Origin of the sequence: Streptomyces sp. NPDC051563 (assembly GCF_044454225.1) — a bacterium.
In the GTDB taxonomy this organism is placed as follows: Bacteria; Actinomycetota; Actinomycetes; order Streptomycetales; family Streptomycetaceae; genus Streptomyces.
Genome location: NZ_JBITDL010000016.1, coordinates 174,598 through 200,852 on the forward strand (window position 1 = coordinate 174,598; position 26,255 = coordinate 200,852).

General features: G+C 73.0%; 23 protein-coding genes. 17 read left to right on the forward strand and 6 right to left on the reverse strand.

Translation table 11 applies throughout. From position 1 onward, the window contains the following. Positions 1 to 4: 4 nt before the first annotated feature. Positions 5 to 724, forward strand: coding sequence for a helical backbone metal receptor (locus tag ACIA8F_RS20735; protein ID WP_399380621.1), 720 nt, complete (start codon positions 5 to 7; stop codon positions 722 to 724). A 173-nt stretch (positions 725 to 897) separates the two neighbouring features. On the opposite strand, the gene ACIA8F_RS20740 is transcribed toward ACIA8F_RS20735, so the two are convergent. Then, positions 898 to 2,031 carry a TDT family transporter gene (locus ACIA8F_RS20740; protein WP_399380623.1) on the reverse strand — a complete coding sequence of 378 codons (1,134 nt, stop codon included), beginning with the start codon at positions 2,029 to 2,031 and terminating at the stop codon, positions 898 to 900. Positions 2,032 to 2,101: 70 nt separating this feature from the next. Here ACIA8F_RS20740 and ACIA8F_RS20745 point away from each other — a divergent pair, with 70 nt between their 5' ends. After that, a complete protein-coding gene (locus tag ACIA8F_RS20745; protein WP_399380625.1) occupies positions 2,102 to 3,043 on the forward strand; it encodes a LysR family transcriptional regulator in 942 nt (313 codons plus the stop codon). A gap of 186 nt (positions 3,044 to 3,229) precedes the next feature. Here the strand turns inward: ACIA8F_RS20745 and ACIA8F_RS20750 are convergent, their stop codons facing one another. From ACIA8F_RS20750 to ACIA8F_RS20760, 3 genes are all read right to left on the reverse strand, one after another. Continuing rightward, positions 3,230 to 3,943 carry a gamma-glutamyl-gamma-aminobutyrate hydrolase family protein gene (locus tag ACIA8F_RS20750; RefSeq protein ID WP_399380626.1) on the reverse strand — a complete coding sequence of 238 codons (714 nt, stop codon included), beginning with the start codon at positions 3,941 to 3,943 and terminating at the stop codon, positions 3,230 to 3,232. 32 nt (positions 3,944 to 3,975) lie between these two features. Next, positions 3,976 to 5,463, reverse strand: a complete 1,488-nt coding sequence (gene eat, locus ACIA8F_RS20755; RefSeq protein WP_399380627.1) for an ethanolamine permease — start codon at positions 5,461 to 5,463, stop codon at positions 3,976 to 3,978. Positions 5,464 to 5,721: 258 nt separating this feature from the next. Beyond that, the gene (locus tag ACIA8F_RS20760; protein ID WP_399380628.1) at positions 5,722 to 6,468 is read right to left on the reverse strand and encodes a FadR/GntR family transcriptional regulator; all 747 of its coding nucleotides are present in this window, start codon (positions 6,466 to 6,468) and stop codon (positions 5,722 to 5,724) included. 77 nt (positions 6,469 to 6,545) lie between these two features. Here ACIA8F_RS20760 and ACIA8F_RS20765 point away from each other — a divergent pair, with 77 nt between their 5' ends. From ACIA8F_RS20765 to ACIA8F_RS20780, 4 genes are all read left to right on the forward strand, one after another. After that, a complete protein-coding gene (locus ACIA8F_RS20765) occupies positions 6,546 to 7,925 on the forward strand; it encodes a glutamine synthetase family protein (protein WP_399380629.1) in 1,380 nt (459 codons plus the stop codon). Between the two features lie 112 nt (positions 7,926 to 8,037). Continuing rightward, positions 8,038 to 9,402, forward strand: coding sequence for an aldehyde dehydrogenase family protein (locus ACIA8F_RS20770; protein WP_399380631.1), 1,365 nt, complete (start codon positions 8,038 to 8,040; stop codon positions 9,400 to 9,402). A 5-nt stretch (positions 9,403 to 9,407) separates the two neighbouring features. Continuing rightward, complete coding sequence (locus ACIA8F_RS20775) at positions 9,408 to 10,202, forward strand: 3-oxoacyl-ACP reductase (RefSeq protein ID WP_399380633.1); 795 nt, start codon at positions 9,408 to 9,410, stop codon at positions 10,200 to 10,202. A gap of 106 nt (positions 10,203 to 10,308) precedes the next feature. Beyond that, the gene (locus ACIA8F_RS20780; protein WP_399380634.1) at positions 10,309 to 11,604 is read left to right on the forward strand and encodes a haloacid dehalogenase-like hydrolase; all 1,296 of its coding nucleotides are present in this window, start codon (positions 10,309 to 10,311) and stop codon (positions 11,602 to 11,604) included. Positions 11,605 to 11,634: 30 nt separating this feature from the next. On the opposite strand, the gene ACIA8F_RS20785 is transcribed toward ACIA8F_RS20780, so the two are convergent. Continuing rightward, positions 11,635 to 12,837, reverse strand: a complete 1,203-nt coding sequence (locus ACIA8F_RS20785) for an amino acid deaminase/aldolase (RefSeq protein WP_399380636.1) — start codon at positions 12,835 to 12,837, stop codon at positions 11,635 to 11,637. A gap of 262 nt (positions 12,838 to 13,099) precedes the next feature. Here ACIA8F_RS20785 and ACIA8F_RS20790 point away from each other — a divergent pair, with 262 nt between their 5' ends. The 3 genes from ACIA8F_RS20790 to ACIA8F_RS20800 are packed head-to-tail and all read left to right on the forward strand — an operon-like array spanning position 13,100 to position 15,930. Continuing rightward, on the forward strand, positions 13,100 to 13,981 hold the full coding sequence (locus ACIA8F_RS20790) for a hypothetical protein (RefSeq protein ID WP_399380637.1): 882 nt from the start codon (positions 13,100 to 13,102) through the stop codon (positions 13,979 to 13,981). Then, on the forward strand, positions 13,978 to 15,162 hold the full coding sequence (gene mycP / locus ACIA8F_RS20795) for a type VII secretion-associated serine protease mycosin (protein WP_399380638.1): 1,185 nt from the start codon (positions 13,978 to 13,980) through the stop codon (positions 15,160 to 15,162). Before ACIA8F_RS20790 ends, mycP begins: the two co-directional genes overlap by 4 nt. Positions 15,163 to 15,174: 12 nt before the next feature. Further along, the gene (locus ACIA8F_RS20800; RefSeq protein ID WP_399380639.1) at positions 15,175 to 15,930 is read left to right on the forward strand and encodes an SseB family protein; all 756 of its coding nucleotides are present in this window, start codon (positions 15,175 to 15,177) and stop codon (positions 15,928 to 15,930) included. A gap of 66 nt (positions 15,931 to 15,996) precedes the next feature. On the opposite strand, the gene ACIA8F_RS20805 is transcribed toward ACIA8F_RS20800, so the two are convergent. Continuing rightward, positions 15,997 to 16,368 (reverse strand): DUF1844 domain-containing protein, encoded by a 372-nt coding sequence (locus tag ACIA8F_RS20805; RefSeq protein ID WP_399380640.1) that lies wholly within the window; start codon positions 16,366 to 16,368, stop codon positions 15,997 to 15,999. Between the two features lie 322 nt (positions 16,369 to 16,690). Between ACIA8F_RS20805 and infC the strand changes: the two genes are divergently transcribed. The 8 genes from infC (at position 16,691) to ACIA8F_RS20845 (ending at position 26,209) form a co-directional block, all read left to right on the forward strand. Beyond that, entirely contained in the window at positions 16,691 to 17,473 is a 783-nt protein-coding gene (gene infC, locus ACIA8F_RS20810; protein ID WP_399380642.1) for a translation initiation factor IF-3, read from the forward strand. A gap of 104 nt (positions 17,474 to 17,577) precedes the next feature. Further along, complete coding sequence (rpmI, locus tag ACIA8F_RS20815; protein WP_030157249.1) at positions 17,578 to 17,772, forward strand: 50S ribosomal protein L35; 195 nt, start codon at positions 17,578 to 17,580, stop codon at positions 17,770 to 17,772. A gap of 103 nt (positions 17,773 to 17,875) precedes the next feature. Next, positions 17,876 to 18,262, forward strand: coding sequence for a 50S ribosomal protein L20 (rplT, locus tag ACIA8F_RS20820; RefSeq protein WP_112446980.1), 387 nt, complete (start codon positions 17,876 to 17,878; stop codon positions 18,260 to 18,262). 120 nt (positions 18,263 to 18,382) lie between these two features. Next, positions 18,383 to 19,243, forward strand: a complete 861-nt coding sequence (locus tag ACIA8F_RS20825) for an RNA methyltransferase (RefSeq protein WP_266910209.1) — start codon at positions 18,383 to 18,385, stop codon at positions 19,241 to 19,243. A 56-nt stretch (positions 19,244 to 19,299) separates the two neighbouring features. Beyond that, positions 19,300 to 20,601 (forward strand): ATP-binding protein, encoded by a 1,302-nt coding sequence (locus ACIA8F_RS20830; protein WP_399380644.1) that lies wholly within the window; start codon positions 19,300 to 19,302, stop codon positions 20,599 to 20,601. A gap of 151 nt (positions 20,602 to 20,752) precedes the next feature. Then, on the forward strand, positions 20,753 to 21,880 hold the full coding sequence (gene pheS, locus ACIA8F_RS20835; RefSeq protein WP_399380646.1) for a phenylalanine--tRNA ligase subunit alpha: 1,128 nt from the start codon (positions 20,753 to 20,755) through the stop codon (positions 21,878 to 21,880). Continuing rightward, entirely contained in the window at positions 21,880 to 24,408 is a 2,529-nt protein-coding gene (gene pheT / locus ACIA8F_RS20840) for a phenylalanine--tRNA ligase subunit beta (protein WP_399380648.1), read from the forward strand. The genes pheS and pheT overlap by 1 nt, the downstream gene beginning before the upstream one ends. Before the next feature lie 196 nt (positions 24,409 to 24,604). Then, positions 24,605 to 26,209: an ABC-F family ATP-binding cassette domain-containing protein gene (locus tag ACIA8F_RS20845; RefSeq protein ID WP_399380650.1), complete on the forward strand. Its 1,605-nt coding sequence runs from the start codon at positions 24,605 to 24,607 to the stop codon at positions 26,207 to 26,209. Positions 26,210 to 26,255: the final 46 nt, after the last annotated feature.

A 26,255-nucleotide genomic window follows, 5' to 3' on the forward strand; every position in this document is an offset into this window, starting at 1 on the left:
CCGGATGCGGGTCGTGTCGCTGGTGCCGTCCCTGACCGAGGCGGTGGCCGTGAGCGCGCCCGGTGCGCTCGTCGGGGTGACCGACTGGTGCACGCACCCGGCGGGCCTGGGGGACGTGGCGCGCATCGGGGGGACGAAGAACCCCGCCGTACGGGCGATCGCGCAGCTGCGCCCGGATCTGGTCCTCGCCAACGAGGAGGAGAACCGGGAGCCGGACCTGGCGGCGCTGCGGGAGGCCGGGCTGGAGGTGCTGGTCACCGAGGTACGGGACCTCCCGCAGGCCTTCACCGAGCTGGACCGGGTGCTGGTGGGGGCCATGGGGCTGGAGCGGCCCCAGTGGCTGGCGGACGCGGAGGCCGCGTGGGCCCGCGCGGAGCCGGCCGGGGAAGTGCGGACGGCCTTCGTGCCGGTGTGGCGCCGGCCCTGGATGGTGCTGGGCCGCGACACCTTCGCCGGGGACCTGCTGGCCCGCCTAGGTGTGCGCAACGCCTACGCCGGGCACGCGGAGCGGTACCCGAGGATCCCGGCGGCCGAGCTGGCCGCCGCCGGCTGCGAGCTCGTGGTGTTTCCGGACGAGCCGTACCGCTTCACGCCCGGGGACGGCCCCGAGGCCTTCCCGGGCATTGCGGCGGCCTTCGTCGACGGCCGCCACCTGACCTGGTACGGGCCTTCGCTGGCCACGGCGCCGGAGGTGCTGGGGGCGGCGCTGGGGGCGGCGCTCTAGGGGGTGTCCGCAAAGTGGCGCCGGGCGCCCGGAGGGCGCCCTCGCGGCGTTCGGTGCGTGCTCTCGGTGTGCCGGGCGGAAGCCCGTGTACTGGACGTACTCGGGATTTTCGCCCGGTGCGCCGAGAGCGCGTGCCGGGCGTCGCGAGGCAGGCGGGACTTTGCGGACACCCCCTAGCGGGGTGCGGCCAGCAGGCGGCCGGAGAGCAGGCCGCGCAGGGTGTTCGCGGCGGCCAGCAGCCAGGCGGTGACCAGGGCCAGGAAGAGGGCCGCGGCCAGCCAGGAGAAGGCGGTGAGCCCGGTGTGCCGGGCCAGTCCGGCGGCGCCGGTGACGCAGGTGCCGACGGGGAAGGTCAGCGCCCACCAGGTCATCGCGAACCCCATGCCGCTGCGGGCCGCCCGCAGCAGCATCGCCGCGGCCAGCGCCAGCCACAGCAGGGCGAATCCCATCACGGGGACCCCGTAGACGACCGCGAAGGCGGAGAAGGCGCCCGAGTACCGGCCGGCCATCGACTGGGGGGCCATGTCCGCGAGGGAGTTCACCGCGGTGGTCGACTGGCCGAGGGGGCCCAGGACCAGGAAAAGGGTCGGGGTGAGGACCAGGGGCAGGGGGCCGTGGAAGATCAGCCGGCCGAAGATCAGGGGGAGCAGCAGCAGGGTGGCGAGCAGGCTCAGGCCGAACATCGCGTAGCAGCCGAGCAGCATGGCCTCGCGGGCCTGGCCGGCGGGCAGGTGGGGGATGAGCAGGGGGCCCAGCGCGGCGGAGACCATGGGGGCGACCACGGGGAGCAGCCAGACGGGGGTGGCCTGGTGGGCCTCGACCTTGTGGCGGACCACCATCAGGTAGGGGACGGCCACGGCCGCGAGGAGGCCCGTCGCGGTGCCGGCGGTGAACAGGACGGTGTCCACGGCGATGGCGGCGGGGAGGCCGATGAGGTCCTTGCCGACGATGAGCGAGCCGCCGCCGACGGCCAGCAGCGCCATCGAGAGGCAGCCGTAGAAGGGGGCCACGGCGGGGTCCAGGAGGTGGGCGCGGGCCTGGTCGCGGTGGTGGAGCCAGTGGCCGGCCCGGGCGGTCAGCAGGACCGCGAGGGCGGTGGCGGCCAGCACCCAGAAGATCTGGCAGACCACGCGCTGGCCGGGGAGCTGGTACGGGAGGGTCGCGCCGGCATTGGCGATGATCGCCGTGCCCATCACGGAGGCGTACCAGTTGGGGCCGAGGTGCCGCAGGGACGGGGCCTTGTGGGCCGCTGCGGTGGGGAGGGTCCCGGGGGTGGTGGGGCGGGGGCGTACGAGCGTGGTGGCCATGGGTCCAGCGTCCCGCCGGGCGGGGCCGGACGGCAGAGGGTCCCTTCCTATGAGGGCATAAACTGAAGTTATGGGTAATGGGCACGGTCATGAGGAATGGGTGGAGGGGCAGCTTCCGCTGGCGCACAGGGTCCCGGACCTGGGAGCGATGGAGCTGCTGCTCGCGGTCGCACGCGTGGGCAGCCTCAGCGCCGCCGCGCGGCGGCTCGGGATCACCCAGCCCGCCGCCAGCAGCCGGATCCGGGCGATGGAGACCCGGCTCGGGGTCGCCCTCGTGGACCGCTCCCCGCGCGGGTCGACACTGACCGCGGAGGGGGCGCTGGTCACGGACTGGGCCCGGCGCGTGGTCGAGGCCGCCGAGGCCTTCGACGCGGGCGCGCAGGCGCTGCGGGGCCGCCGCGACTCCCGGCTGCGGGTCGCCGCCAGCATGACCATCGCGGAGTACCTGCTGCCCGGCTGGCTGATCGCGCTGCGCGGGCAGCGGCCGGACACGGCGGTGTCGCTGCACGCGGGCAACTCGGCGGCGGTCGCGGAGCGGGTGCTCGCCCACGAGGCGGACCTCGGCTTCGTCGAGGGGCTGAGCGTGCCGGACGGACTGGACTCGGTGGTCATCGCGCAGGACCGCCTCGTGGTGGCGGTGGCTCCCGGGCACCCCTGGGCCCGGCGCTCGCGCGGGGTGGAGCCGGCGGAGCTGGCGGCGACCCCGCTGATCCTGCGGGAACGGGGGTCGGGGACCCGGCAGGTCCTCGATGCGGCGCTGGCCGGATGCGGGGGGCTGGCGGAGCCCCTGCTCGAACTGGCCTCCACCACGGCGGTGAAGGCGGCCGCGGTGAGCGGGGCCGGGCCGTGCGTGCTGTCGGAACTGGCGGTCGGGGACGAGATGGCGGGGCGGAGGCTGGTTTCCGTGCCGGTGCTCGGGGCGGGACTGGAGCGGGAGCTCCGTGCGGTCTGGCCCGCCGGAGCCCGCCCGGCGGGACCCGCCCGCGACCTGCTGTCCCTGACCCGCCGCTGACGCGGAGCTGACCGCCGCTGACGCGGAGCCCGCCCGTGGAGCTGCCCTGCGGGGCGGAGTCCCCTACCCGCCCTTCCACCGTTCCCCGGGCGCTGCCCGGACCCCGGTCCTCAAACGCCGGCGGGGCTGGGTTCCCGGACCCCGGGCCTCGGATGTCGGCGGGGCGGGGTTCCCGGACCCGGGGCGTCAAGCGCCGGACGGCCGGATGGAGCGGGTGGCGTGTTCGGAGGCTGCGGTGATCAGGGCGGACATGACGCGGGTGTCCTTGTCCAGTTCCGGGTGCCATTGGACGCCCAGGGTCCAGGGGGTGGGGAGTTCGATGGATTCCACCGTGCCGTCGGGGGCGTGGGAGGAGGCGATGAGGCCCTGGCCCAGGCGGTCCACGGCCTGGTGGTGGTAGGTGGGGACCTCGGAGACCTCCGGGACCAGGGCCGCGTACAGGGTGCCGGGGACCGGGGTGACCGGGTGCCAGGAGACCACGCCGCGGCTCAGTACGTGGCCGTCGATGTGCTGGATCAGGGTGCCGCCCAGGGCCACGTTCAGCGCCTGCATGCCGCGGCAGACCCCGAGGAGGGGGGTGCCGGAGGCGAGGGCGGCCGAGATCAGGGAGAGCTCCCACGTGTCGCGCACGGTGGCCGCCGGTCCGGTGCGGGGGTCGCGCGCGGCCCCGTACCGGACCGGGTCCACGTCCGGGCCGCCCGCGACGACCAGTCCGTCCAGCCGGCTCAGCACCTCCGCCGCCGTCTCCGGTTCGTCCGGCGGGAGCAGGACGGCGGTGCCGCCCGAGGCCTGGACGAGCTCGTAGTACCCGGTGGGGACGAGGGCCGTCGCAACGTCCCACACCCCGTAGCGGGTGGACTGTTCGACGTAGGTGGTGATGCCGATGAGCGGCCTGGGCACGGGGGATACCTCCGGGGGACGGCAGGTGGGGATCAGTCGCGGGAGAGCTCGGCCTCGGCTTCCGCCAGCGCCGCGAACTCCTCCTCCGGTGCGGAGGCCACCAGGTGGTGCCGACTGTAGAACGCGAAGTAGGCGAGGGCTACGGCGTACACCGCCAGGGCGATGAATGCCGCGTCCTTGTCCACCAGGAAGGTGGCGACCAGGGCCGAGAGGGCGAGGACGAAGGCCACCGTGGAGGTCACGATGCCGCCCGGAGTGCGGTACGGGCGCTCCAGGCCGGGCTCGCGGCGCCGCAGCACGATGTGGGAGAGGGCCATCAGCGCGTACGAGATGGTGGCGCCGAAGACCGCCATGTTCAGCATGCGCGGGCCGTTGCCGGTGGCGGCGGCCAGCGCGAAGCCGATGGCGCCGGGGATGAGCAGGCCCAGGTACGGGGCCTTGCGCTTCGAGGTCAGGGACAGGAAGCGCGGGAGGTAGCCCGCCCGGGACAGGGCGAACAGCTGGCGGGAGCCGGCGTAGATGAGGGAGAAGAAGGAGGCCACCAGCCCGGCCAGGCCCGCGTAGTTGACGAAGGTCTTCAGCCAGGAGAGGCCGGGGTCGCCCTCCAGGGCGACGACCAGCGGGTTGCCCGCGTCCTTGATGGCGTCGGCGCCGCGCGCACCGGTGGAGGCGAGGAAGGTGACCAGGGCGAGCAGGACGAGGATGCCCATGGAGATCGACAGGGCGCGCGGTACCGAGCGGACCGGGTCCTTGGCCTCCTCGGCGGCGAGCGGTACGCCCTCGACCCCCAGGAAGAACCACATGCCGAAGGGGAAGGCGGCCCAGATGCCGAGTATGCCCAGCGGCAGCCAGGAGCTCGCGCCGGCGGCGGTGGTGTCGACGGCGATGTTGTCGAGGTTGGCGGGGTCGAACTGGGTGAACGCGCCGACGGCGAACACGACCAGCGCGATCACGGCGATGGCGGTGACGACCAGGGAGAAGCTCAGGGCTTCGCCCACGCCCCAGAGGTGGATGCCGATGAAGACGACGAAGCAGGCGAGGTAGACCGGCCAGCCCGAGGTGAGGCCGAAGAGGTTCAGGGACTCCACGTAGTCGCCGATGAAGATGGCGATGGCGGCCGGGGCGAGGATGTACTCGATGAGGATCGCGGTGCCGGTGAGGAAGCCGCCCCAGGTGCCGAGCGCCCGGCGGGCGAAACCGTAACCGCCGCCCGCGGTGGGCAGGATCGCCGACAGTTCGGCGAGGGAGTAGACCAGGCAGGCGTACATCGCGCCCATCAGGACGGTGGCGATGGCGAGGCCGCCGAATCCGCCCTGGGCGAGGCCGATGTTCCAGCCGGAGAAGTCGCCGGAGACGACGTACGCGACGCCGAGACCGGTCAGCAGCAGCCAGCCGGCGCTGCCGCGGCGCAGGGTGCGGCGCTCCAGGTAGCCGTCGCCGCCGTTCTCGGGGGCCCCGTTTCCGGGAGGCGTGGTCTGTTCGGGTACGGCTGCCAGCCGTGCGCCGGTGTCGTCGGCCATGTGCGCTCCTGCTGCCTAGGGCAATGGTTGTGGGGCGTACCTTTGCCGCTCGGGCGTGGCGGGCGCAAGACCCCTGCGTTAAACGGGGGTTACGAAAGGCTCTCGGCCGCCTCCGCGAGGCCTGCCCGCCGCCCCCACGAGGCCTGCCCGCAGCCTCCGAGAGGCCTCCCCGCCGCCTCCGGGAGACCCGCCCACCGCCTCCCCATCGCCCCCGCGAGACCTTCCGCCCGCCTCCGCGGCCCCCCGGCCGCCCCGGGTTCAGGTCAGGAACCCCCGCAGCAGCGCCGCCGTGCCGCAGCAGTGCTCGCGCATCACCTCGCGGGCCGCCCGCGGGTCGCGGTCCAGCACCGCCTCCACCAGGGTGCTGTGCTGCTGCTGCGAGTGTTCGAGGTTGCGCACCAGCAGCGGGATGCAGTCCAGCAGGTCGTTCACGGTGGCCCGGACGGCCGCGTACTGGGCCGTCAGGGTGGCGGATCCGGCGAGTTCGCACAGGGTGAGGTGGAAGAGCGTGTCCTGGCGGCGGTAGTCGGGCAGCGGGGCGTCGTGGGTGGCGGCCAGCGCGCCGAGCAGTCGGTCGGTGTCCCGCTCGGACAGGCCCTGGGAGGCGCACAGGCCGGCCGCCCCCACCTCCAGGACCTCGCGGAAGCGCAGCACGTCCTCGATGTCCACGCCCGCGACCCGGCGCCGCAGCTCCTCCTCCATGCCCCCGGCCGGGGTGTCGGGGCGGGGCAGGACAAACGTTCCGCCGTACCGTCCGCGCCGGGCCTCCACCAGGCCCTGGTCCTGGAGTACCTTCAGCACCTCGCGGAGCGTCACCCGGCTGATCCCCATCCGCTCGGCCAACTCGCGCTCCGGCGGAAGCCGTTCCCCGCCGGGCACCAGTCCGAGCCGGACCACCTGGAGGATCTGCTCCAGCGCCTCCTCGAAACCGTTCCCCGCCCGCACCTGCCGCAGCACGGGATTGAGCCGCCGGGCGGCCTCGTCCTCGCTCGCCGTATCGGTCATCTCGCCTCCTCCCCTTCCCAAGCAATGGTTCTATTCAATACCTTAGGCCCCCTCGGCTCACCGAAGGAGAGAATCCCGTGGTAGACCGCAAGCCGCCGCTTTCGACCGAAGAGCTCCGTGCTCTCGTCGCGAGCGGTGAAATCGACACAGTGGTCCTGGCCTTCCCCGACATGCAGGGGCGCCTCCAGGGCAAGCGGTTCGCCGCACAGTTCTTCTTCGACGAGGTCCTCCAGCACGGCACCGAGGGCTGCAACTACCTGCTCGCCGTCGACACCGACATGAACACCGTCGACGGGTACGAGATGTCCTCCTGGGACCGGGGCTACGGCGACTTCGCCATGCACCCCGACCTCGCCACCCTGCGCCGGATCCCCTGGAACCCGGGCAGCGCCTTCCTCATCGCCGACCTCGGCTGGAACGACGGCACGCCCGTGGTCGCTGCACCCCGGCAGATCCTGCGCCGCCAGCTCGAACGCCTCGGCGAACACGGATACACCGCGATGGTGGGCACCGAGCTGGAGTTCATGGTCTTCCAGGACACCTACGAGCAGGCCTGGAACTCCAACTACCGCGGCCTGACCCCCGCCAACCAGTACAACATCGACTACTCCGTCCTCGGAACCGGACGGATCGAACCCCTGCTGCGCCGCATCCGCAACGAGATGCAGGCCGCCGGGCTGGTCGTGGAGTCGGCCAAGGGCGAGTGCAACCTCGGCCAGCACGAGATCGCCTTCCGCTACGACGAGGCGCTGACCACCTGCGACCAGCACTCCGTCTACAAGACGGGAGCCAAGGAGATCGCCGCCCAGGAGGGGGTCTCGCTCACGTTCATGGCCAAGTACGACGAGCGCGAGGGCAACTCCTGTCACATCCACCTCTCGCTCTCCGACGCCGACGGACGCAACGCGATGGCCGGTGAGGGGCCCGACGCGCACGAGCACGGCGGTATGTCACCCGTGATGCGCCACTTCCTGGCCGGCCAGCTCGCCGCGCTGCGCGACTTCTCCCTTCTCTACGCCCCCAACATCAACTCCTACAAGCGTTTCCGGCCGGGATCCTTCGCGCCGACCGCCGTCGCCTGGGGCGTGGACAACCGGACCTGCGCGCTCCGGGTGGTCGGCCACGGCCGCTCCATGCGCTTCGAGAACCGCCTGCCCGGCGGCGACGTCAACCCCTACCTCGCAGTCTCCGGCCTGGTCGCGGCCGGGATCCACGGCATCGAGAACCGCCTGGAGCTGCCCGAGGCCTGCGCCGGCAACGCCTACACGGCCGACTTCGCGCACGTTCCCACCACCTTGCGCGAGGCCGCCGAGCTCTGGGAGAACAGCGAGATCGCCAAGGCCGCCTTCGGCCCCGAAGTCGTCGCCCACTACCGGAACATGGCCCGCGTCGAACTGGACGCCTACGACTCCGCCGTGACCGACTGGGAACTGCGCCGCTCCTTCGAACGCCTCTAGGCGCCCCGGCGCCAAAGGCCGTCCCGAGGGGCCCCGCGCAACCCATGAGCGCACTCACCCCATTACCGGACCCACCGCACCCACCGCACCCGAACGTCTGAAAGGCCACCACGTGTCCGATGCGCTGGAAGTCTTGAATCCGGCCACCGAGGAACTCGTCGCCGTCGTCCCGGCCGCCACACGGGACGACGTCGACGCCGCCGTCGCACGGGCCGCCGCCGCCCAGCGGGCCTGGGCGGCGGCCGCGCCCGCCGACCGGGCCAGACTGCTGCGCCGCTTCGCCGCGGTCGTCGACGGGCACGTCGAGGAACTGGCGCTGCTGGAGGTCCGGGAGGCGGGCCACACCATCGGCAACGCCCGCTGGGAGGCCGGCAACGTCCGTGACGTGCTCGACTTCGCCGCCGGGGGAGTGGAACGGCTCTCCGGCCGCCAGATCCCGGTGGCCGGCGGCATCGACGTCACCTTCCTCGAACCCCTCGGCGTCATCGGCGTGATCGCGCCCTGGAACTTCCCCATGCCGATCGCCGCCTGGGGCCTGGCCCCGGCGCTGGCCGCCGGCAACGCGGTCATCCTCAAGCCCGCCGAGACCACCCCGCTCACCGCGCTGCGCCTCGCCGAGCTCGCCCTGGAGGCGGGACTGCCCGAGCACCTGTTCCAGGTGCTGCCCGGCCGGGGCGAGGTGGCGGGCGACGCCCTCGTCGAGCATCCGGGGGTGGCCAAGATCGTGTTCACCGGCTCCACCCGGATCGGCAAGCGGATCATGGCCAAGTGCGCCGACCGGGTGAAGCGCCTCACCCTCGAACTCGGCGGCAAGAACCCCAACATCGTCTTCGCCGACGCGGACCTGGAAGCGGCGGCGGCCTCCGCCCCGATGTCCTTCCTCGACAACACCGGGCAGGACTGCTGCGCCCGCACGCGGATCCTCGTACAGCGCTCCGCGTACGACCGGTTCATGGAGCTGCTGGCCCCCGCCGTGGAGAAGGTGGTCGTCGGGGACCCGTACGACGAGAACACGCAGCTCGGGCCGCTGATCTCGCGGGTGCAGCTGGACCGCGTACGGTCCTACGTCACCGATGACCTCACCGTCATCCGCGGCACCGCCCCCGAGGGGCCCGGCTTCTGGTACCCCCCGACCCTCGTCACCGGCGTCGACCCCACCGCCGCCATCGCCACCGAGGAGGTCTTCGGACCGGTCGCCGTCGTCCTGCCCTTCGAGGACGAGGAGGACGCCGTACGTCTGGCCAACGCCACCGACTACGGCCTCGCCGGCTCCCTGTGGACCCGCGACGTGGGCCGCGCGCTGCGCGTCTCGCGCGCCGTCGCCGCGGGCAACCTGTCGGTCAACTCCCACAGCAGCGTCCGCTACTGGACCCCCTTCGGTGGCTACAAGCAGTCCGGACTCGGGCGCGAGCTCGGGCCCGAGTCCCTCACCGCTTTCACCGAGACCAAGAACGTCTTCATCAGCACGGAGGCCTGAACAGCATGAGCACTGAGTCCACCGAAGAGATCGTCTGCCGCCGGCTGGTCGGGCGCACCGCCGTGATCACCGGAGCCGGCAGCGGCATCGGCCTCGCCACCGCCCGCCGACTGGCCTCGGAGGGCGCCAACGTGGTCTGCGGCGACATCGACGAGACCGCGGGCAAGGCCGCCGCCGAGGAGGTCGGCGGCACGTTCGTCAAGGTCGACGTCACCAGCCCGGAGGAGGTCGAGGCCCTGTTCAAGACCGCCTTCGACACCTACGGCTCCGTGGACGTCGCCTTCAACAACGCCGGCATCTCGCCCCCGGACGACGACTCGATCCTCACCACCGGCCTGGAGGCCTGGAAGCGGGTCCAGGACGTCAACCTGACCTCGGTCTACCTCTGCTGCAAGGCCGCCCTGCCCTACATGCAGCGCCAGGGCCGCGGCTCCATCATCAACACCGCCTCCTTCGTGGCCCGGATGGGCGCCGCCACCTCGCAGATCTCCTACACCGCCTCCAAGGGCGGCGTGCTCGCCATGTCCCGCGAGCTCGGCGTGCAGTTCGCCCGCGAGGGCATCCGCGTCAACGCGCTCTGCCCGGGGCCCGTCAACACCCCGCTCCTGCAGGAGCTGTTCGCCAAGGACCCGGAGCGGGCCGCCCGCCGGATCGTGCACATTCCGCTGGGCCGGTTCGCCGAGCCCACCGAGATCGCCGCCGCCGTCGCCTTCCTCGCGAGCGACGACTCCTCCTTCATCAACGCCACCGACTTCCTGGTCGACGGCGGGATCTCCGGCGCGTACGTCACTCCGCTCTAAACGTTCACCTCCCCACCACCCACCCGACAGCCGGGCGTCGCACGACGCCCGGCTGTCGTGCTCTACCGTCCGCAACGATCTTGAAGAACCAGGAGAACCCAGTTCAGTGACCCGACTCAGCTCCATGCGCCGGCTCCAGGCCGTCGGCGCCGCCGCCGCGATAGCCGCCGGCACCCTCGTGGCCGCCGCCCCCGCCGCCCAGGCCCACCCCGGGGGCCACTGCACCACCCCCCGGCTCCGGTCCGCCTGGTACGGGACCAACCAGGCCCGGCTCCAGCAGCTCATCGAGGACTACGGCAGCTGCAACCCGTACCGGCCCAGCCGCAACAAGCCGGTCGCGGTCTTCGACTGGGACAACACCGTCGTCAAGAACGACGTGGGCGACGCGCAGATGTTCTGGCTGCTGCGCAACGGCAAGATCCGCCAGCCCGCCGGGGGCGACTGGTCGCGCACCAGCCGCTTCCTCACGCCGGCCGCCGCACAGGCCCTGGCCGAGGCCTGCGGCGCCCTCGCCCGGCCCGGCGCCCCGCTGCCCACCGGAACCCCCGAGGGGGCCGGCTGCGCCGACGAGATCAACGCCGTCTACGGCACCGCCGCCACCCGCGCGGCCGCCCCCGCCTTCGCCGGCTGGGACCGCCGTACGACCGAACCCGCCTACGCCTGGCTCCCGCAGCTCATGCAGGGCTGGACCGCGCGCGAGATCCGCGGCTTCGCGGCCGCCGCCCGGGCCGAGAACCTGGCCGCCCCGGTCGACGCCAAGCAGCAGGTCGGCTCCACCACCGCCACCGGCTGGGTGCGCTACTACGACCAGCAGAAGGAACTCATCGGCGCCCTGCAGAAGGCCGGCTTCGACGTCTGGATCAGCTCCGCCTCGCCGCAGCCGGTCGTCGAGGTGTGGGCCCAGGGCGTGGGCATCGACGCCGGGCACGTCATCGGCATCCGCAACACCACCACGTACGGCGGGAAGTTCACCTCCCACCTGCAGGGCTGCGGGTCCGTCGCGGACGGCGACGACACGATGATCACGTACATCGACGGCAAGCGCTGCTGGATCAACAAGGAGATCTTCGGGGTCCGCGGCGCCGCGGCCGAGAAGGTCCAGCCGGCCGCCCGCCGGCAGGTCTTCGCGGCGGGCGACTCCGACACCGACATCTCGTTCCTGCGGGACGCGACCGCGCTGCGGCTCGTCGTGAACCGCAACAAGAACGAGCTGATGTGCCGCGCCTACGACAACAGCGACGGCAAGTGGATCGTGAACCCGATGTTCATCCAGCCCAAGAAGCAGAAGGCCACCCCGTACCCGTGCGCGACCACCGGCTTCACCGGCCGCGACGGCACCCCGGGGCCCGTGCTCCGGGGTGACACGAGCGTCATCCCGGACCAGGCGGACTCCGTCTTCTAGCGGACTTCCCTCTGGAGGACTTCCCCTCTCCTAGAGGAACGTGCGGCCCTCGCCCCGGTAGGTCGGGGCGGTGGCCGTCACCCGGTCGCCCTCGACCAGGTGCAGGGTGTCGAAGCGCTCGCACAGCTCGCCGGCCTTCGCGTGCCGGAACCAGACCCGGTCGCCGATCAGCAGATCGTCGGCCGGGCTGCCGAGCAGCGGGGTCTGCACCTCGCCGGCCCCCTCCTGCGGGTCGTAGCGCAGCCCCGCGGGGAGGTACGGAACCGGCAGCCGGTCCGCGCCGGGCGCGCCGGAAGCCGGGTACCCGCCGCCGAGCACCGTGACCACGCCGACCCCGGGCCGGCGGACCACCGGCTGGGCGAAGAGCGCCGCGGGGCGGCCGCTGAACGAGGTGTAGTTGTCGAACAACCGCGGCACGTAGAGCCCCGACCCGGCGGCGATCTCCGTGACCGCGTCCTCGGCGGCCGTCTGCTGGACGCTGCCGGTGCCGCCGCCGTTGACGAACTCCAGGTCCGGCACCACCGCGCGCACGGCCCGTACGGCCTCGGCCCGGCGGGCGGCCAGCTCCTTGCGGGCCGCGCCCTGCATCAGCCGGATGGCGCGCGACCTCAGCGGGCGGCCCGCCAGCGCGTCGCCCACCCCGGCCACGTGGCCCTCGTAACCCATCAGCCCGACCACCCGGAAGCCGGGCCGGGCGCTCACCGCGCGGGCCAGCTCGGCGAGCTGGGCGGGCTCGCGCAGCGGGGAGCGCCGGGCGCCGACGCGCACCCTGCCGCCGAAGAGCTGCAGCGCGGTGTCCAGTTCCAGGCAGACCCGGATCTCCTCGGCGCCGCCGTCGCGGGCCCGGTCCACGAGCTCCAGCTGCGCGGGGTCGTCGATCATCACGGTGACCGCGCCGGCCAGCTTCGGATCGGCGGCGAGCTCGGCGAAGCCGGCCCGGTCGGCGGACGGGTAGGCGAGCAGCACGTCCTCGAAGCCCGAGCGGGCCAGCCAGAGGGACTCGGCGAGCGTGTAGGACATGATTCCGGCGAACCCGGGCCGGGCGAGGACCCGTTCGAGGAGCGCCCGGCAGCGTACGGACTTGCTCGCCACCCGGACCGGCTTCCCGCCGGCGCGACGCACGAGATCGTCGGCGTTCGCATCGAACGCCTCCAGATCCACGAGGGCGAGCGGAGCGTCGAGATGGGCGGTGGCCCGGTCGTAGCGGGCCCGGTCGGCGGCGGGGGAGTTCATGGGCCGCAGCCTGCCAGACGGTTGTACTCGTGGGTAGGGGGTTCGCTCAGGCCGTGGGGAGCCCGGCCAGGTCAGAGCCCCGGCCGCCCGCCACGGTCACCTCCGCGTCCGGCCGCCGGGTGCGCCTTTCGTAGAACGATCGGATGTTGAGGCGAGGGTTCGCATGTGTGTACCGTCGCTCTTCCCCGGGCGGCATCGCGGCCCTGACGGGCGCGTAAAGTAAGGGCAGGCAGCCGACGGGAACGGGGGGCTGAGCCGCCGGATGAGTACGTCCACACCGCACGGCGGGGTCCTGACCGCGCCCGACCGGGACCCGGCACCGCCACGGCGGCGCCGCGGAACGGTCCTCGCCGCCGCCCTGTGCGGCCTCCTCGGCCTCGGTCTCACCGGTGCGGCCAGCTACAAGGCCGTCAGCGACCACCGGGCCGCGAACCGGGCACTGTCCCCCCAAGAGGCCTACCGCAAGGCCGCCTCCCTCTGGCACAGCGCCCCGGTCGACACCCTGTTCCCGCCCGTCCTCGACGGCCAGGACTCCGGGCCGGGCGGCGCCGACCGCACCTGGACCCGGATAGCCCCCGCCGCCGAGGCGGGCTGTTCCGAGGCGCTCGCCGCCGACTGGCAGGCCCTGTTCGCCGGAACCGGGTGCACCCGCGTGCTCCGCGCGACCTACACCGACGCCACCCGCAGTTCCCTCGTCACCGTCGGCATGGTCTTCACCCCCGCCGACGCCGCCGCGATGGACTCCCTGCGCGGCCGCCTGACGGCCCCGACCGGCTACGGGTTCCCCGACAACCGGCGGGCCGCCTGGACCGCCTCCGTGCTCGCCGAGGCCCCGGTCGTCGTCTACACCGTCTCCGCCTTCGCCGACGGCCGCCGCCTCGGCGCACCCAGCCCCGCCGAGGACAAGATGGCCGAGGACGCCATGGGACGCGTGGCCAAGGCGGGCCTCGGCCACGAGGCCAAGGCCGTCGCCGAACTGGTGGAAGGGGCCCTGCGCGGGCTCGCCTCCCCGCACGGCCGGCCGTCCCCGCGGACCTCTCCGGAGGCGGGGGAGTCGCAGGGGTCGCAGTCATCGGATCCCGGGTCACCCGGTCCGTCACCCGATCCGCAGGCCCCGACGGCCACCTCGGAGGCCGCTCCATGATCCGCCGCGCCCTGCTCCCGGCCGCCCTCGCGCTCGGAGCCCTGTTCGCCGTCACCGCCGCGCCGCCGGCCGCCGCCGACGCCATCCGCGACCGCCAGTGGGGGCTGACCGCCCTGCGCGCCGAGGAGGCCTGGGGCACCACCAAGGGCGACGGGATCACCGTGGCGGTCCTCGACACCGGGGTCGACCCGACCCACCCCGACCTGGCCGGCCAGGTGCTGGAGGGCGTCGACCTCGTCGGCATGGGCGCCGGACCCGGCGACCGGGCCTGGGCCCGCCACGGCACCGCCATGGCGGGGATCATCGCCGGGCACGGCCACGGCTCCCTCGGCCTCGGGGGCGTGCTCGGCGTCGCCCCCCAGGCGAAGATCCTCCCGGTCCGGGTGATCCTGGAGGACAAGGACCCCGGCAAGGACCAGGCCCGCGAGAACAAGGGCGGCGCCCTCGCCGAGGGCATCCGCTGGGCCGCCGACCACGGCGCCGACGTGATCAACCTCTCGCTCGGCGACGACAGCAGCTCCGCCCACCACGAGGCGTCCGAGGACGAGGCCGTCCAGTACGCCCTGGGCAAGGGCGTGGTCGTCGTCGCCTCGGCCGGCAACGGCGGCAAGGACGGGGACCGCATCTCGTACCCGGCTGCCTACCCCGGGGTCATCGCCGTCACGGCCGTCGACCGCAAGAACAAGAAGGCCCCCTTCTCCACCCGCAACTGGTACGCCACCGTCAGCGCCCCGGGCGTCGACGTGGTCATCGCCGACCCCGACCGCTCCTACTACGAGGGCTGGGGCACGAGCGCCGCCTCGGCCTTCGTCTCCGGCGCCGTCGCCCTGGTCAAGGCCGGCCACCCGGGGCTGTCCCCGGCGCAGATCAAGAACCTGCTGGAGGACACCGCCTCCGGCTCCCCGCCCGGCGGCCGCGACGACTCCCGCGGCTTCGGCCTGGTCGACCCGGTCGCCGCCCTCCAGGCCGCGGACGGGATGGCCCCCGAACCGGTGCTGCCCGTACCCGTGGCGGCCACGAGCCCCTACTTCGGCGCCGGCCCCGACCCGGTGCCCCACCCCGGGCCCTGGGCGCGCTTCGGCGCCCCGGCGGGCGTGGCCGCGGGACTGCTCCTGCTCGTGGCGGGCGGCGTACTGGCCCGGCGGCCCCGGGCCGGGCGGCGGGATCCCGGCGCGGGATAGGCTCGGGGAACTGTGGCGAACAATGCTGAGCTGAACAAGAACATCCCGGACCCCGGTTTCTCCGGCGACGACGGCTCCGCCGACCCCCGGCTGAGCGCGGCCCTGGCCGCCTGGGCCGTGGACAGAGCCAAGGAGCCGGAGGTGCTGGCGGCCCTCAAGGACGCCCGCCTCCTGGTTCCCGTCGTCGCGGTGCTCGGCGAGGTCGAGACCGACCCCGAGACCGGACTCACGCGCGAGAAGACCAGCGACATGGCCGTCCCCACCCTGCGGGCGGGGGACCGGCGGGCGCTGCCCGCCTTCACCTCCATCGCCTCGCTGGCGCTGTGGGACCCGGCCGCCCGCCCGGTGGCGGTGCCGCTGCACCAGGCGCTGGCCGCCGCCGTGCACGAGAAGGCCGACACCCTCGTCCTCGACCTGTCAGGGCCGGTCCCGTACCAGCTCGCGGGCCCCGCGCTGCTCGCGCTCGCCGAGGGCCGCACGGACGCCGGTCCGCTCGCCGACCCCGCCGTGCGCGAGGCCGTACGGGCCGTCGTGACCGCCGAGCCGGCCGTACTCGGCGCCCACCTGGGCCCGGGCGGCGCGGACGCCGACGGAACCCTGGCGATCGTGCTGGCGGCCGGCCCGCAGGCCGCCGCCGCGGCCCGCCGGGTGGCCGAGGCCCTGGCGGCCGACGAGACCCTGCGCGCACGCCTCGTAGGCGGACTGGACCTGGCACTGCTCCCGGAGGGGGCCCCGGTCCCGCCGGGCGAGCCGCTCTTCACGCGCTGAGAACCGGGAAAGGGGGCCCCGGCAGCTTGCAGCTGCCGGGGCCCCCTTCCTTTCGGGACTCCGTGGTTACGCGTACACGGGACCCGTGAACTTCTCGCCCGGGCCCTGCCCCGGCTCGTCCGGCACCAGGGAGGCCTCGCGGAAGGCCAGCTGGAGGGACTTCAGGCCGTCGCGCAGCGGGGCGGCGTGGAAGGAGCTGATCTCGGTGGCGCTCGCGGTGACCAGGCCGGCCAGGGCGGTGATCAGCTTGCGGGCCTCGTCGAGGTCCTTGTACTCGGAGTCCGGCTTGTCCAGGCCCAGGTTGACCGCAGCAGCGCTGAGCAGGTGGACGGCCACCGTGGTGATGACCTCGACGGCCGGCACGTCCGCGATGTCGCGGGTCAGGTCGTCGTAGTCGGGAGCGTCAGTGGGGGAACCGGAGGGCGTCGCGTCAGTCATGTGCCCCACGATATGCCGTGCGGCAGGCTTGCAACGCGGGTGCTAGTATGTACTTCGACCGGCCGGACACCTAGTGCCCGGCCCACAAGTGGAGGCTCCGATTCTCCCACCCAGCCGCCCTCACGGGAGGCGGGTCACCGGTCTGGTGGTATCCATCGTTCCGTACGGACGATGGAAAGCTGCCCGATTTTGCGCCCCGCGGTTAGCACGCGACGGTGCTCCGGTTGTATTGGAGCCCCCGTCTGTGCCCGGCGGGGCTTTTTGTATGTTCCGCCGCGGTCGGTCTGACGGAAAAACGTCAGCGGCTGTCCTCCAGACAGTCGTGTGGTGCTACCGAGGAGGATCCATCAGCACCGAGCCCCGCATCAACGACCGGATTCGCGTTCCCGAGGTACGACTCGTCGGCCCGAGTGGCGAGCAGGTCGGCATCGTGCCGCTTGCCAAGGCGCTTGAGCTCGCGCAGGAGTACGACCTCGACCTGGTCGAGGTCGCGGCGTCCGCACGCCCGCCGGTCTGCAAGCTCATGGACTACGGCAAGTTCAAGTACGAGTCGGCCATGAAGGCCCGTGAGGCGCGCAAGAACCAGGCGCACACGGTCATCAAGGAAATGAAGCTCCGGCCGAAGATCGACCCGCACGACTATGACACCAAGAAGGGTCACGTCGTTCGGTTCCTCAAGCAGGGCGACAAGGTCAAGATCACGATCATGTTCCGTGGTCGCGAGCAGTCCAGGCCGGAACTCGGCTACCGACTGCTGCAGCGTCTGGCTTCGGACGTCGAGGACCTCGGGTTCATCGAGTCGAACCCGAAGCAGGACGGCCGAAACATGATCATGGTTCTCGGTCCGCACAAGAAGAAGACCGAGGCGATGGCCGAAGCCCGCGAGGCGCAGGCCGCCCGCAAGGCCGAGCGCCAGGGTGCTGCGCACAGCGACGAGAGCGGTGACGAGGCCCTGGCCGCCGACGCCGCGCTCGAGGCGGAGAACGCCGCACTCGAAGCCGAGGACGTGGACGCCGAGGACGCTTCCGACGAAGCGACCGACGCGGCGGCCGAGGTTGGCACCGACGAGGCAGCCGCCTCGGACGAGGCCTCTGCCCAGGCCTGATTCCGAGGCAGCCCGTCTCGGATCACCGATACAACATGACGCTCCCGCGAGCCGGCCCCCACCAGGGCCGGTGGGGGCGCCACCGACGAGGAGATAACGGCGCCATGCCGAAGAACAAGACGCACTCCGGGACCAAGAAGCGCTTCAAGATCACCGGCTCCGGCAAGGTGCTCCGCGAGCGCGCCGGCAAGCGCCACCTGCTCGAGCACAAGTCGTCCCGTGTCACCCGCCGCCTGACCGGCACCGCGGAGATGGCCCCCGGCGACGCCGCGAAGATCAAGAAGCTTCTCGGCAAGTGACGTCCTCCGCTCCCCTTCCGGGAGCGGGAGCACGTCAAGACCGGGACCCCATCGAATTCGGGCCGTGTGAAGTCATCCGCGGCCCCGCTACAAGGAGTACAAAGTGGCACGCGTCAAGCGGGCAGTAAACGCGCACAAGAAGCGCCGGGCAATCCTCGAGGCGGCCAAGGGCTACCGCGGTCAGCGTTCGCGCCTGTACCGCAAGGCCAAGGAGCAGGTCACCCACTCCCTGGTCTACAACTTCAACGACCGCAAGAAGCGCAAGGGCGACTTCCGTCGGCTGTGGATCCAGCGCATCAACGCCGCTGCCCGCCAGAACGGCATGACGTACAACCGCCTCATCCAGGGTCTGAACGCCGCCAACATCGAGGTGGACCGCAAGATCCTCGCCGAGCTGGCCGTCAACGACCCCAACGCGTTCGCCGCGCTGGTCGAGGTCGCGCAGAAGGCCCTCCCGGCCGACGTCAACGCCCCGAAGGTCGCTGCCTGAGCAGCACGCCCTTCAAGGCTGCAGTAACTTGTCCCGGACCCGCAGGCCCCGCGCCTGCGGGTCCGGTGCGTTGACCCACCCGTTCCACCCTTGTGTACGTACGGAAGCGAGCCGACCGCCATGGGCACCCCCGCCGAGCTGATCTCCCCCCGGTCCACCCGGGTGGCCGCCGCCAGGCGCCTGGCGCGACGCAATTTCCGTACCAAGGAGCGCCGCTTCATCGCCGAGGGCCCGCAGGCCGTGCGCGAGGCGGTGGAGCACCGCGGCGCGGGCGGCGAGTCCACGCTGATCGAGCTGTTCGCGACCGTGGAGGCCGCCGAACGCTACGCCGACATCGTCGACGCCGCGTACGCCGCCGGGGCCCGCGTCCACTACGCCTCCGACGAGGTCCTCGCCGAGGTCTCCCAAACGGTCACCCCGCAGGGCCTGGTCGGCGTCTGCCACTTCCTGGACTCCCCGTTCGAGGAGATCCTCAAGGCCCGGCCCAAGCTCGTCGCCGTCCTCGCGCACGTCCGCGACCCCGGCAACGCCGGTACGGTGCTGCGCTGCGCGGACGCCGCCGGAGCCGACGCGGTCGTGCTGACCGACGCCTCCGTGGACCTGTACAACCCCAAGTCGGTACGCGCCTCCGTGGGCTCCCTCTTCCACCTCCCGGTGGCCGTCGGCGTGCCCGTGGAGCAGGCCGTCGAGGGGCTGCGCGCGGCCGGCGTACGGATCCTCGCCGCCGACGGGGCCGGCACGGACGACCTCGACGCCGAGCTCGACGCGGGCACCATGGGCACCCCCTCGGCCTGGATCTTCGGCAACGAGGCATGGGGCCTGCCCGAGGAGACCAGGGCGCTCGCCGACGCCGTCGTACGGGTCCCGATCCACGGAAAGGCCGAGAGCCTGAACCTCGCCACGGCCGCCGCCGTGTGCCTGTACGCCTCCGCGCGTGCACAGCGGGCGCCCGGAGGGTGCCGCTCCGTGACCCCCAGCTAGTAATGTGGCCGCCCGGGGGGCCCACTGTGGTACTCGGAGATGTGGGGTACGGGGACATGACCGTCGGTACGAACAGCTCGCCAGGTGCCGCCAAGGCGGCCGGCGCACCGGTCCTGGCGACCGTGTCCCAGCTGGCCGGCCCCGCCGCCCGGCTGCCCGTACAGCAGCCCCAGGGCGCCTGCGCCCCGCCCGCGCAGGCCCGTACCGCACCCACGGGCCCCACGGGGCCCGCCGCGGCGGCTCCGGAGCCGGAGGCGCCCGGGCTCCCGGACGGGCACGGCGAGTACGCCGGCCTCGGGATCGACCCCGACGACCTGCCCGACGGGCTGGTCGTCGCCGACGCCACCGGCCGGGTCATCTGCTTCAACGCCGCCGCCGCCCGGATCACCGCCCTCGTGGCGGGCGAGGCACTCGGGCTGGGCATCGAGCACGCGCTCCCGCTGGAAGACCTCGAAGGCCGCCGCTGGTGGGCGCTGACCGACCCCTACGGAGGCCTCGCCACCCGGCGCGGACAGCCCGAGCGCAACCTGCTGCTCCCCGGCGGCCGCGAGGTGCTCGTCTCCGCCCGGTACGTGCGCACCCACCCCAAGGGCCCCGTGCGCCGGCTCGTGGTCACCCTGCGGGGCACCGAGGCCCGGCGGCGCACCGAACGCAGCCACGCCGAGCTGATCGCCACCGTCGCGCACGAGCTCCGCTCCCCGCTCACCTCGGTGAAGGGGTTCACGGCGACCCTCCTCGCCAAGTGGGAGCGGTTCACCGACGACCAGAAGCGGCTGATGCTGGAGACCGTCGACGCCGACGCGAACCGGGTCACCCGGCTCATCGCCGAGCTCCTCGACATCTCCCGCATCGACTCGGGCCGCCTGGAGGTGCGCCGCCAGCCGGTCGACATCTCCACCGCCGTGGGCCGCCACGTCCAGGCACTCACCGCGAACGGGCAGGCCCCGGAGCGGTTCCTGGTCAGCGTGAGCCGGCCGCTGCCCGACCTGTGGGCGGACCCGGACAAGATCGACCAGATCCTCGGCAACCTGCTCGAAAATGCGGTGCGCCACGGCGAGGGAACCGTCACCATCGACGTGACGCCGACCGACTTCGCGAACGCCGCGGGGAAGACCGAGAAGGGAACCGCCGTCACCGTGACCGATGAAGGCCCTGGTATCCCCGAGGAGTCGATGGGCCGCGTCTTCACCCGTTTCTGGCGGGGCAGCAAGCGCGGCGGCACCGGGCTGGGCCTCTACATCGTCAAGGGCATCGTGGAAGCCCACGGCGGCACCATCAAGGTCGGCCGCGGCCCCGGCGGCGGCGCCGAGTTCCGATTTATCCTGCCCGTCGGCGCCCCGGCGTACCTCACGCAGTAGCACTGCGGAGCGTCTCGCCAGGCGGCCCACGGGCTCCTTCACCCCCAGCGACCTTTAGACTCGACCTTTGGCACCTTTGTGTCCTAGGGCCGAGCGCGTCCTGCGCGTCGTGCGGGGGACCACCAGCCAGCCATCGGAAGTACGGGAAGAGATGTCGGCACCGAACAAGTCGTACGACCCTGTCGAGGTCGAGGCACTGAAACCGGAAGAGATCGAGCGCATGCGGGACGAGGCGCTCGCCGCCTTCGCCGCCGCCGGCGACCTCGACGAACTTCGCGAGGCGAAGACCGCGCACATGGGCGATCGCTCGCCCCTGGCGCTCGCCAACCGCGAGATCGGCGCGCTGCCCCCGCAGGCCAAGGCCACCGCGGGCAAGCTCGTGGGCCAGGCCCGCGGCGCCGTGAACAAGGCGTTCGGGGCCCGCACGGTCGCGCTCGAGGCCGAGCGCGACGAGCGGGTGCTGGTCGAGGAGGCGGTGGACGTCACGCTGCCCTACGACCGCGTGCCCGCCGGCGCCCGGCACCCCCTGACCACGCTGATGGACCGCATCGCGGACATCTTCGTGGCCATGGGGTACGAGGTCGCGGAGGGCCCCGAGGTCGAGGCGGAGTGGTTCAACTTCGACGCCCTCAACTTCACGCCCGACCACCCGGCGCGCCAGATGCAGGACACCTTCTTCGTCCGGGGGCCGGAAGGCACCGAGGGCGACGAGTCCGGTGTCGTGCTGCGCACCCACACCTCCCCGGTGCAGGCGCGCTCGCTGCTGGAGCGCAAGCCCCCCGTCTACATCGTGTGCCCGGGGCGGGTGTACCGCACCGACGAGCTCGATGCGACGCACACCCCGGTCTTCCACCAGGTCGAGCTGCTCGCCGTGGACGAGGGCCTGACCATGGCGGACCTCAAGGGCACGATGGACCACATGGTCCAGGAGCTGTTCGGCGAGGGCACCACCACGCGCCTGCGCCCGCACTTCTTCCCCTTCACCGAGCCGTCCGCCGAGATGGACATGCAGTGCTACGTGTGCCGCGGCGAGTCGGTGGGCAACCCCGACCGCCCGTGCCGTACCTGCTCCAGCGAGGGCTGGATCGAGCTCGGCGGCTGCGGCATGGTCAACCCGAAGGTGCTCACCGCCTGCGGTGTGGACCCCGAGAAGTACAGCGGGTTCGCCTTCGGCTTCGGCATCGAGCGGATGCTGATGTTCCGTCACAACGTAGAAGACATGCGAGACATGGTCGAGGGTGACGTTCGTTTCACCCGGCCGTTCGGGAGTGAGATCTGATGCGCGTCCCGCTTTCTTGGCTGCGGGAGTACGTCGACCTCCCCGCGGGTGAAACCGGTCGCGACGTGGCCCACAAGCTCGTCGACGCCGGCCTCGAGGTCGAGACCGTCGAGCAGCTCGGCGGCGGGCTCAAGGGCCCGCTCGTCGTCGGCCAGGTGCTGACCATCGAGGAGCTCGAAGGCTTCCGCAAGCCGATCCGCTTCTGCACGGTCGACGTCGGCGCCGCCAACGGCACCGGCGCGCCGCAGGAGATCGTCTGCGGCGCCCGGAACTTCTCCGTCGGCGACAAGGTCGTCGTGGTGCTGCCCGGCGCGGTGCTGCCCGGCGACTTCGCGATCGCCGCGCGCGAGACGTACGGCCGCACCTCCCACGGCATGATCTGCTCCGGTGACGAGCTGGGCATGGGCGACGACGGCACGCACGGCATCATCGTGCTGCCGCACGAGCACGAGGTCGGCACCGACGCGATCAAGCTCCTGGAGCTGGTCGACGAGGTCCTCGACATCGACATCACCCCGGACCGCGGCTACTGCATGTCCATGCGCGGTGTGGCCCGCGAGGCCGCCACCGCGTACGGCCTGCCGCTGCGCGACCCGGCGCTGCTCGACGTGCCCGCGCCCAACTCGTACGGCTACGCCGTCAAGATCGACGACCCGCAGGGCTGCGACCGCTTCACCGCGCGCACCGTGACCGGTCTCGACCCCGAGGCGCGCTCCCCGATCTGGCTCACGCGCCGCCTCCAGAAGGCGGGCATGCGCCCGATCTCGCTCGCCGTCGACATCACCAACTACGTGATGCTGGAACTCGGCCAGCCGCTGCACGCCTACGACCGCTCGCGGATCGACGGCGCCATCGGCGTCCGCCGGGCCGAGCAGGGCGAGAAGTTCACCACCCTCGACGGGGTCAAGCGCACGCTCGACTCCGAGGACCTGGTGATCACCGACAACAGCGGCCCGATCGGGCTCGCCGGTGTCATGGGCGGCGCCAACACCGAGATCGCCGACTCCGTCACGGACCCCGAGACGGGCGTCGTCACCGGCACCACCGAGGTGGTCGTGGAGGCCGCGCACTTCGACTCCGTGTCGATCTCGCGCACCGCCCGCCGCCTCAAGCTGTCCTCCGAGGCGTCCAAGCGCTTCGAGCGCGGCGTCGACCCGCAGGCCGCGGCCGCTGCCGCGCAGCGCACCGTCGACCTGCTCGTGCTGCTCGCGGGCGGCACGGCCGAGGCCGGCGTCACCGAGCTCACCGCACCGGGCGCGCCGCGCACCATCGCGATGAGCGCGGACCACCCCGACAAGGTCGCGGGCATGGACTACGGCCGGGAGACCGTCGTACGCCGCCTGCAGGAGGTCGGCTGCGACGTCTACGGCCAGGACGAGCTCGTCGTCACGACGCCCTCGTGGCGGCCCGACCTCGCCGAGCCCAACGACCTCGCCGAGGAGGTCATCCGGCTGGAGGGCTACGGGAACCTCCCCTCCACCCTCCCGCAGGTGCCCTCCGGCCGCGGTCTGACCGCCCGGCAGCAGCTGCACCGCCGGGTCGGCCGCGCGCTGGCCGGCGCGGGCTACGTCGAGGCGCTCAGCTACCCCTTCATCGGGGAGGGCGTCTTCGACCAGCTCCAGCTGTCCGCGCACGACGCCTCCCGCCAGGTCGTCAAGCTGGTCAACCCGATCTCCGACGAGGAGCCGGCGCTGCGCACCACGCTGCTGCCGGGTCTGCTCGGCGCGCTGCGCCGCAACGACAGCCGGGGCAGCCACGACCTCGCCCTCTTCGAGACCGGCTCGGTCTTCCGGGCCGCCGCGCAGCCGGGCGTCGCCGTACGCCTCGGCGTCGACCGGCGTCCCACCGACGAGGAGATCGCCACCCTGAACGCGGCCCTGCCCGCACAGCCGCGCTACGCCGCGGTCGTGCTGGCCGGGGCCCGCGAGCAGGCCGGCTGGTGGGGCAAGGGCCGTCCGGCCGACTGGGCCGACGCGGTCCAGGCGGCGCGTTCGCTGGCCGTCGAGGCCGGTGCGGAGCTCGTCGTGCGGCAGGGCCAGTACGGTCCCTGGCACCCGGGCCGCTGCGCCGAACTGCTCGTCACCCTGGACGGGGTGGAGACGGTCATCGGCCACGCCGGTGAGCTGCACCCGCGCGTGGTCAAGGCGATGGGCCTGCCGGCCCGCACCAGTGCCATGGAGCTCGACCTGGACCGCCTCGCCGCGGCCGGCGGCGAGGCCCTCCAGGCGCCCCGGATCTCCTCCTTCCCGGTGGCGACCCAGGACGTCGCGCTGATCGTGGACGCGTCGGTGCCGGCTTCGGCCGTCGAGGACGCGCTGCACAAGGGTGCCGGTGAACTGCTGGAGTCCCTGCGGCTGTTCGACGTCTTCGAGGGCGAGCAGGTGGGCGAGGGCAAGAAGTCCCTCGCGTACGCGCTGCGCTTCCGTGCGGCCGACCGGACGCTGACCGCCGAGGAGTCCACGGCGGCCCGTGACGCGGCGGTCGCCCTCGCGGGCGAGCGTACGGGGGCGGTGCTGCGCGGCGCTTAGCCGCTGCCGCTGTCGTGCCGAGGGGGTGCATCCCGATCCGGGGTGCACCCCCTCGGCCGTGCCCAGGGAAAAGGCCGTGCGGGGCGTGGGGGCGCTCCGTTACCGTTGGTGGCATGTCTATGCCCCGAGTTTCTTAGCTCAAGGACCCACTCCCACGTCACCCGTGTGTCCTTCTGCTGTCTCGGAGCGTTATCCCATGATCACCGTTCGTGGTGTCGACGTGCGCGCAGGCGCCCGTCTGCTGTTGTCCGACATTTCCTTCACCGTCGCCCCCGGCGACCGCATCGGCCTGGTGGGCCGCAACGGCGCCGGCAAGACCAGCCTGATGAACGTGCTGGCCGGGGCGGCGAAGCCCGAGGCCGGGGGCGTCACCCGTACCGCCCCGGTCGGGTACCTGGCGCAGGACTCCCGCGCCGCCGATCCGCTGGTCAGCGTCTCCGACCGAATCCTGTCGGCCCGCGGTCTGGACCGGACCGTACGCGCCCTGCGGGCGGCCGAGGCGGCCATGGCGGGAGCGAGCGGCCCGGGGGCCCTGCGGGCCGCGATGGATGCCTACGCGCGCGCCGAAGCGGAGTTCCAGGCCCGCGGAGGGTACGCGGCCGAGGCGGAGGCGGCCCGGGTGGCCGCCGGGGTCGGCCTGCCCGGCCGGGTCGTGGACCGGCCCGTCGGGGAACTGTCCGGCGGGCAGCGGCGCCGGGTGGAGCTGGCCCGGATCCTCTTCGGCGGCCGTGCGGGCACCCTGCTGCTCGACGAACCGACCAACCACCTGGACGCCGACTCCGTGGCCTGGCTGCGCGAGTTCCTGAAGGGCCACCCCGGCGGCCTGGTGCTGATCAGCCACGACACCGACCTGCTCGACGACACCGTCAACCGGGTCTTCCACCTCGATGCCCCGCGCACGACGGTCGACGTGTACAACACCGGCTGGCGGGCCCATCTCGCGCAGCGGGAGGCCGACGAACGCCGGCGCACCCGGGAGCGGGCCGGCGCCGAGCGCAAGGCGGGCGCCCTGCACGCCCAGGCGGACCGGATGAAGGCGCGGGTGGCCACCGCGGTCGTGGCCAGGAGCATGGCCCGGCGGGCCGACCGGATGCTCGCCGGTCTGGAGCCGGTCCGCCGGACGGAGAAGGCGGCCAGGATCCGGCTGCCCGAGCCCGCGCCCTGCGGGAGCACCCCGCTGGGTGCGGTCTCCCTGGCCAAGTCCTACGGCGGTCACCAGGTACTGGCCGGGGTGGATCTGGCCGTCGACCGGGGCAGCCGGCTGGTGGTCCTCGGGCTCAACGGCGCCGGGAAGACCACGCTGTTGAGGCTGCTCGCCGGACAGGAGGCGCCCGACGGCGGCCGGGTCGTGCGCGGGCACGGCCTGCGGATCGGGTACTTCGCCCAGGAGCACGACACCCTGAGCCCGGACCGCACGGTGCGGGAGAACCTGGCCGCGGCGGCGCCCCACCTCGGCGAGGGCGAAGTGCGCCGGGTGCTCGGGGCGTTCCTCTTCACCGGCGACGACGCCGACAAGCGGGCCGGTGTGCTCTCGGGAGGGGAGAAGACCCGGCTCGCCCTGGCCGGACTGGTGCACGGCGGGGCCAACGTGCTGCTGCTGGACGAGCCCACGAACAATCTCGACCCCGCTTCCCGGGACGAGGTCCTGGCCGCCGTGGACACCTATCCCGGCGCGATCGTCATGGTCACCCACGACGAGGGCGCCCTCGACGCCCTGCGTCCCGACCGGGTCCTGCTGCTGCCGGACGCCGAAGAGGACTTGTGGAGCGAGGAGTACCGGGACCTGCTCGCCCTGGCCTGAGCGGTCCGGGCAGGAGTAGGGGCGCGGCAGGGCGGGGGAGTGGGGG

What these genes read in the sequence shown, in the direction of transcription:
- ACIA8F_RS20735 (WP_399380621.1), top strand. Translation starts at nt 5, where the DNA reads ATGCGGGTCGTGTCGCTGGTGCCGTCCCTGACCGAGGCGGTGGCCGTG.
- ACIA8F_RS20740 (WP_399380623.1), bottom strand. Translation starts at nt 2,031, where the DNA reads ATGGCCACCACGCTCGTACGCCCCCGCCCCACCACCCCCGGGACCCTC.
- ACIA8F_RS20745 (WP_399380625.1), top strand. Translation starts at nt 2,102, where the DNA reads ATGGGTAATGGGCACGGTCATGAGGAATGGGTGGAGGGGCAGCTTCCG.
- eat (WP_399380627.1), bottom strand. Translation starts at nt 5,463, where the DNA reads ATGGCCGACGACACCGGCGCACGGCTGGCAGCCGTACCCGAACAGACC.
- ACIA8F_RS20760 (WP_399380628.1), bottom strand. Translation starts at nt 6,468, where the DNA reads ATGACCGATACGGCGAGCGAGGACGAGGCCGCCCGGCGGCTCAATCCC.
- ACIA8F_RS20775 (WP_399380633.1), top strand. Translation starts at nt 9,408, where the DNA reads ATGAGCACTGAGTCCACCGAAGAGATCGTCTGCCGCCGGCTGGTCGGG.
- ACIA8F_RS20785 (WP_399380636.1), bottom strand. Translation starts at nt 12,837, where the DNA reads ATGAACTCCCCCGCCGCCGACCGGGCCCGCTACGACCGGGCCACCGCC.
- ACIA8F_RS20790 (WP_399380637.1), top strand. Translation starts at nt 13,100, where the DNA reads ATGAGTACGTCCACACCGCACGGCGGGGTCCTGACCGCGCCCGACCGG.
- mycP (WP_399380638.1), top strand. Translation starts at nt 13,978, where the DNA reads ATGATCCGCCGCGCCCTGCTCCCGGCCGCCCTCGCGCTCGGAGCCCTG.
- ACIA8F_RS20805 (WP_399380640.1), bottom strand. Translation starts at nt 16,368, where the DNA reads ATGACTGACGCGACGCCCTCCGGTTCCCCCACTGACGCTCCCGACTAC.
- rpmI (WP_030157249.1), top strand. Translation starts at nt 17,578, where the DNA reads ATGCCGAAGAACAAGACGCACTCCGGGACCAAGAAGCGCTTCAAGATC.
- ACIA8F_RS20825 (WP_266910209.1), top strand. Translation starts at nt 18,383, where the DNA reads ATGGGCACCCCCGCCGAGCTGATCTCCCCCCGGTCCACCCGGGTGGCC.
- ACIA8F_RS20830 (WP_399380644.1), top strand. Translation starts at nt 19,300, where the DNA reads ATGACCGTCGGTACGAACAGCTCGCCAGGTGCCGCCAAGGCGGCCGGC.
- pheS (WP_399380646.1), top strand. Translation starts at nt 20,753, where the DNA reads ATGTCGGCACCGAACAAGTCGTACGACCCTGTCGAGGTCGAGGCACTG.
- pheT (WP_399380648.1), top strand. Translation starts at nt 21,880, where the DNA reads ATGCGCGTCCCGCTTTCTTGGCTGCGGGAGTACGTCGACCTCCCCGCG.
- ACIA8F_RS20845 (WP_399380650.1), top strand. Translation starts at nt 24,605, where the DNA reads ATGATCACCGTTCGTGGTGTCGACGTGCGCGCAGGCGCCCGTCTGCTG.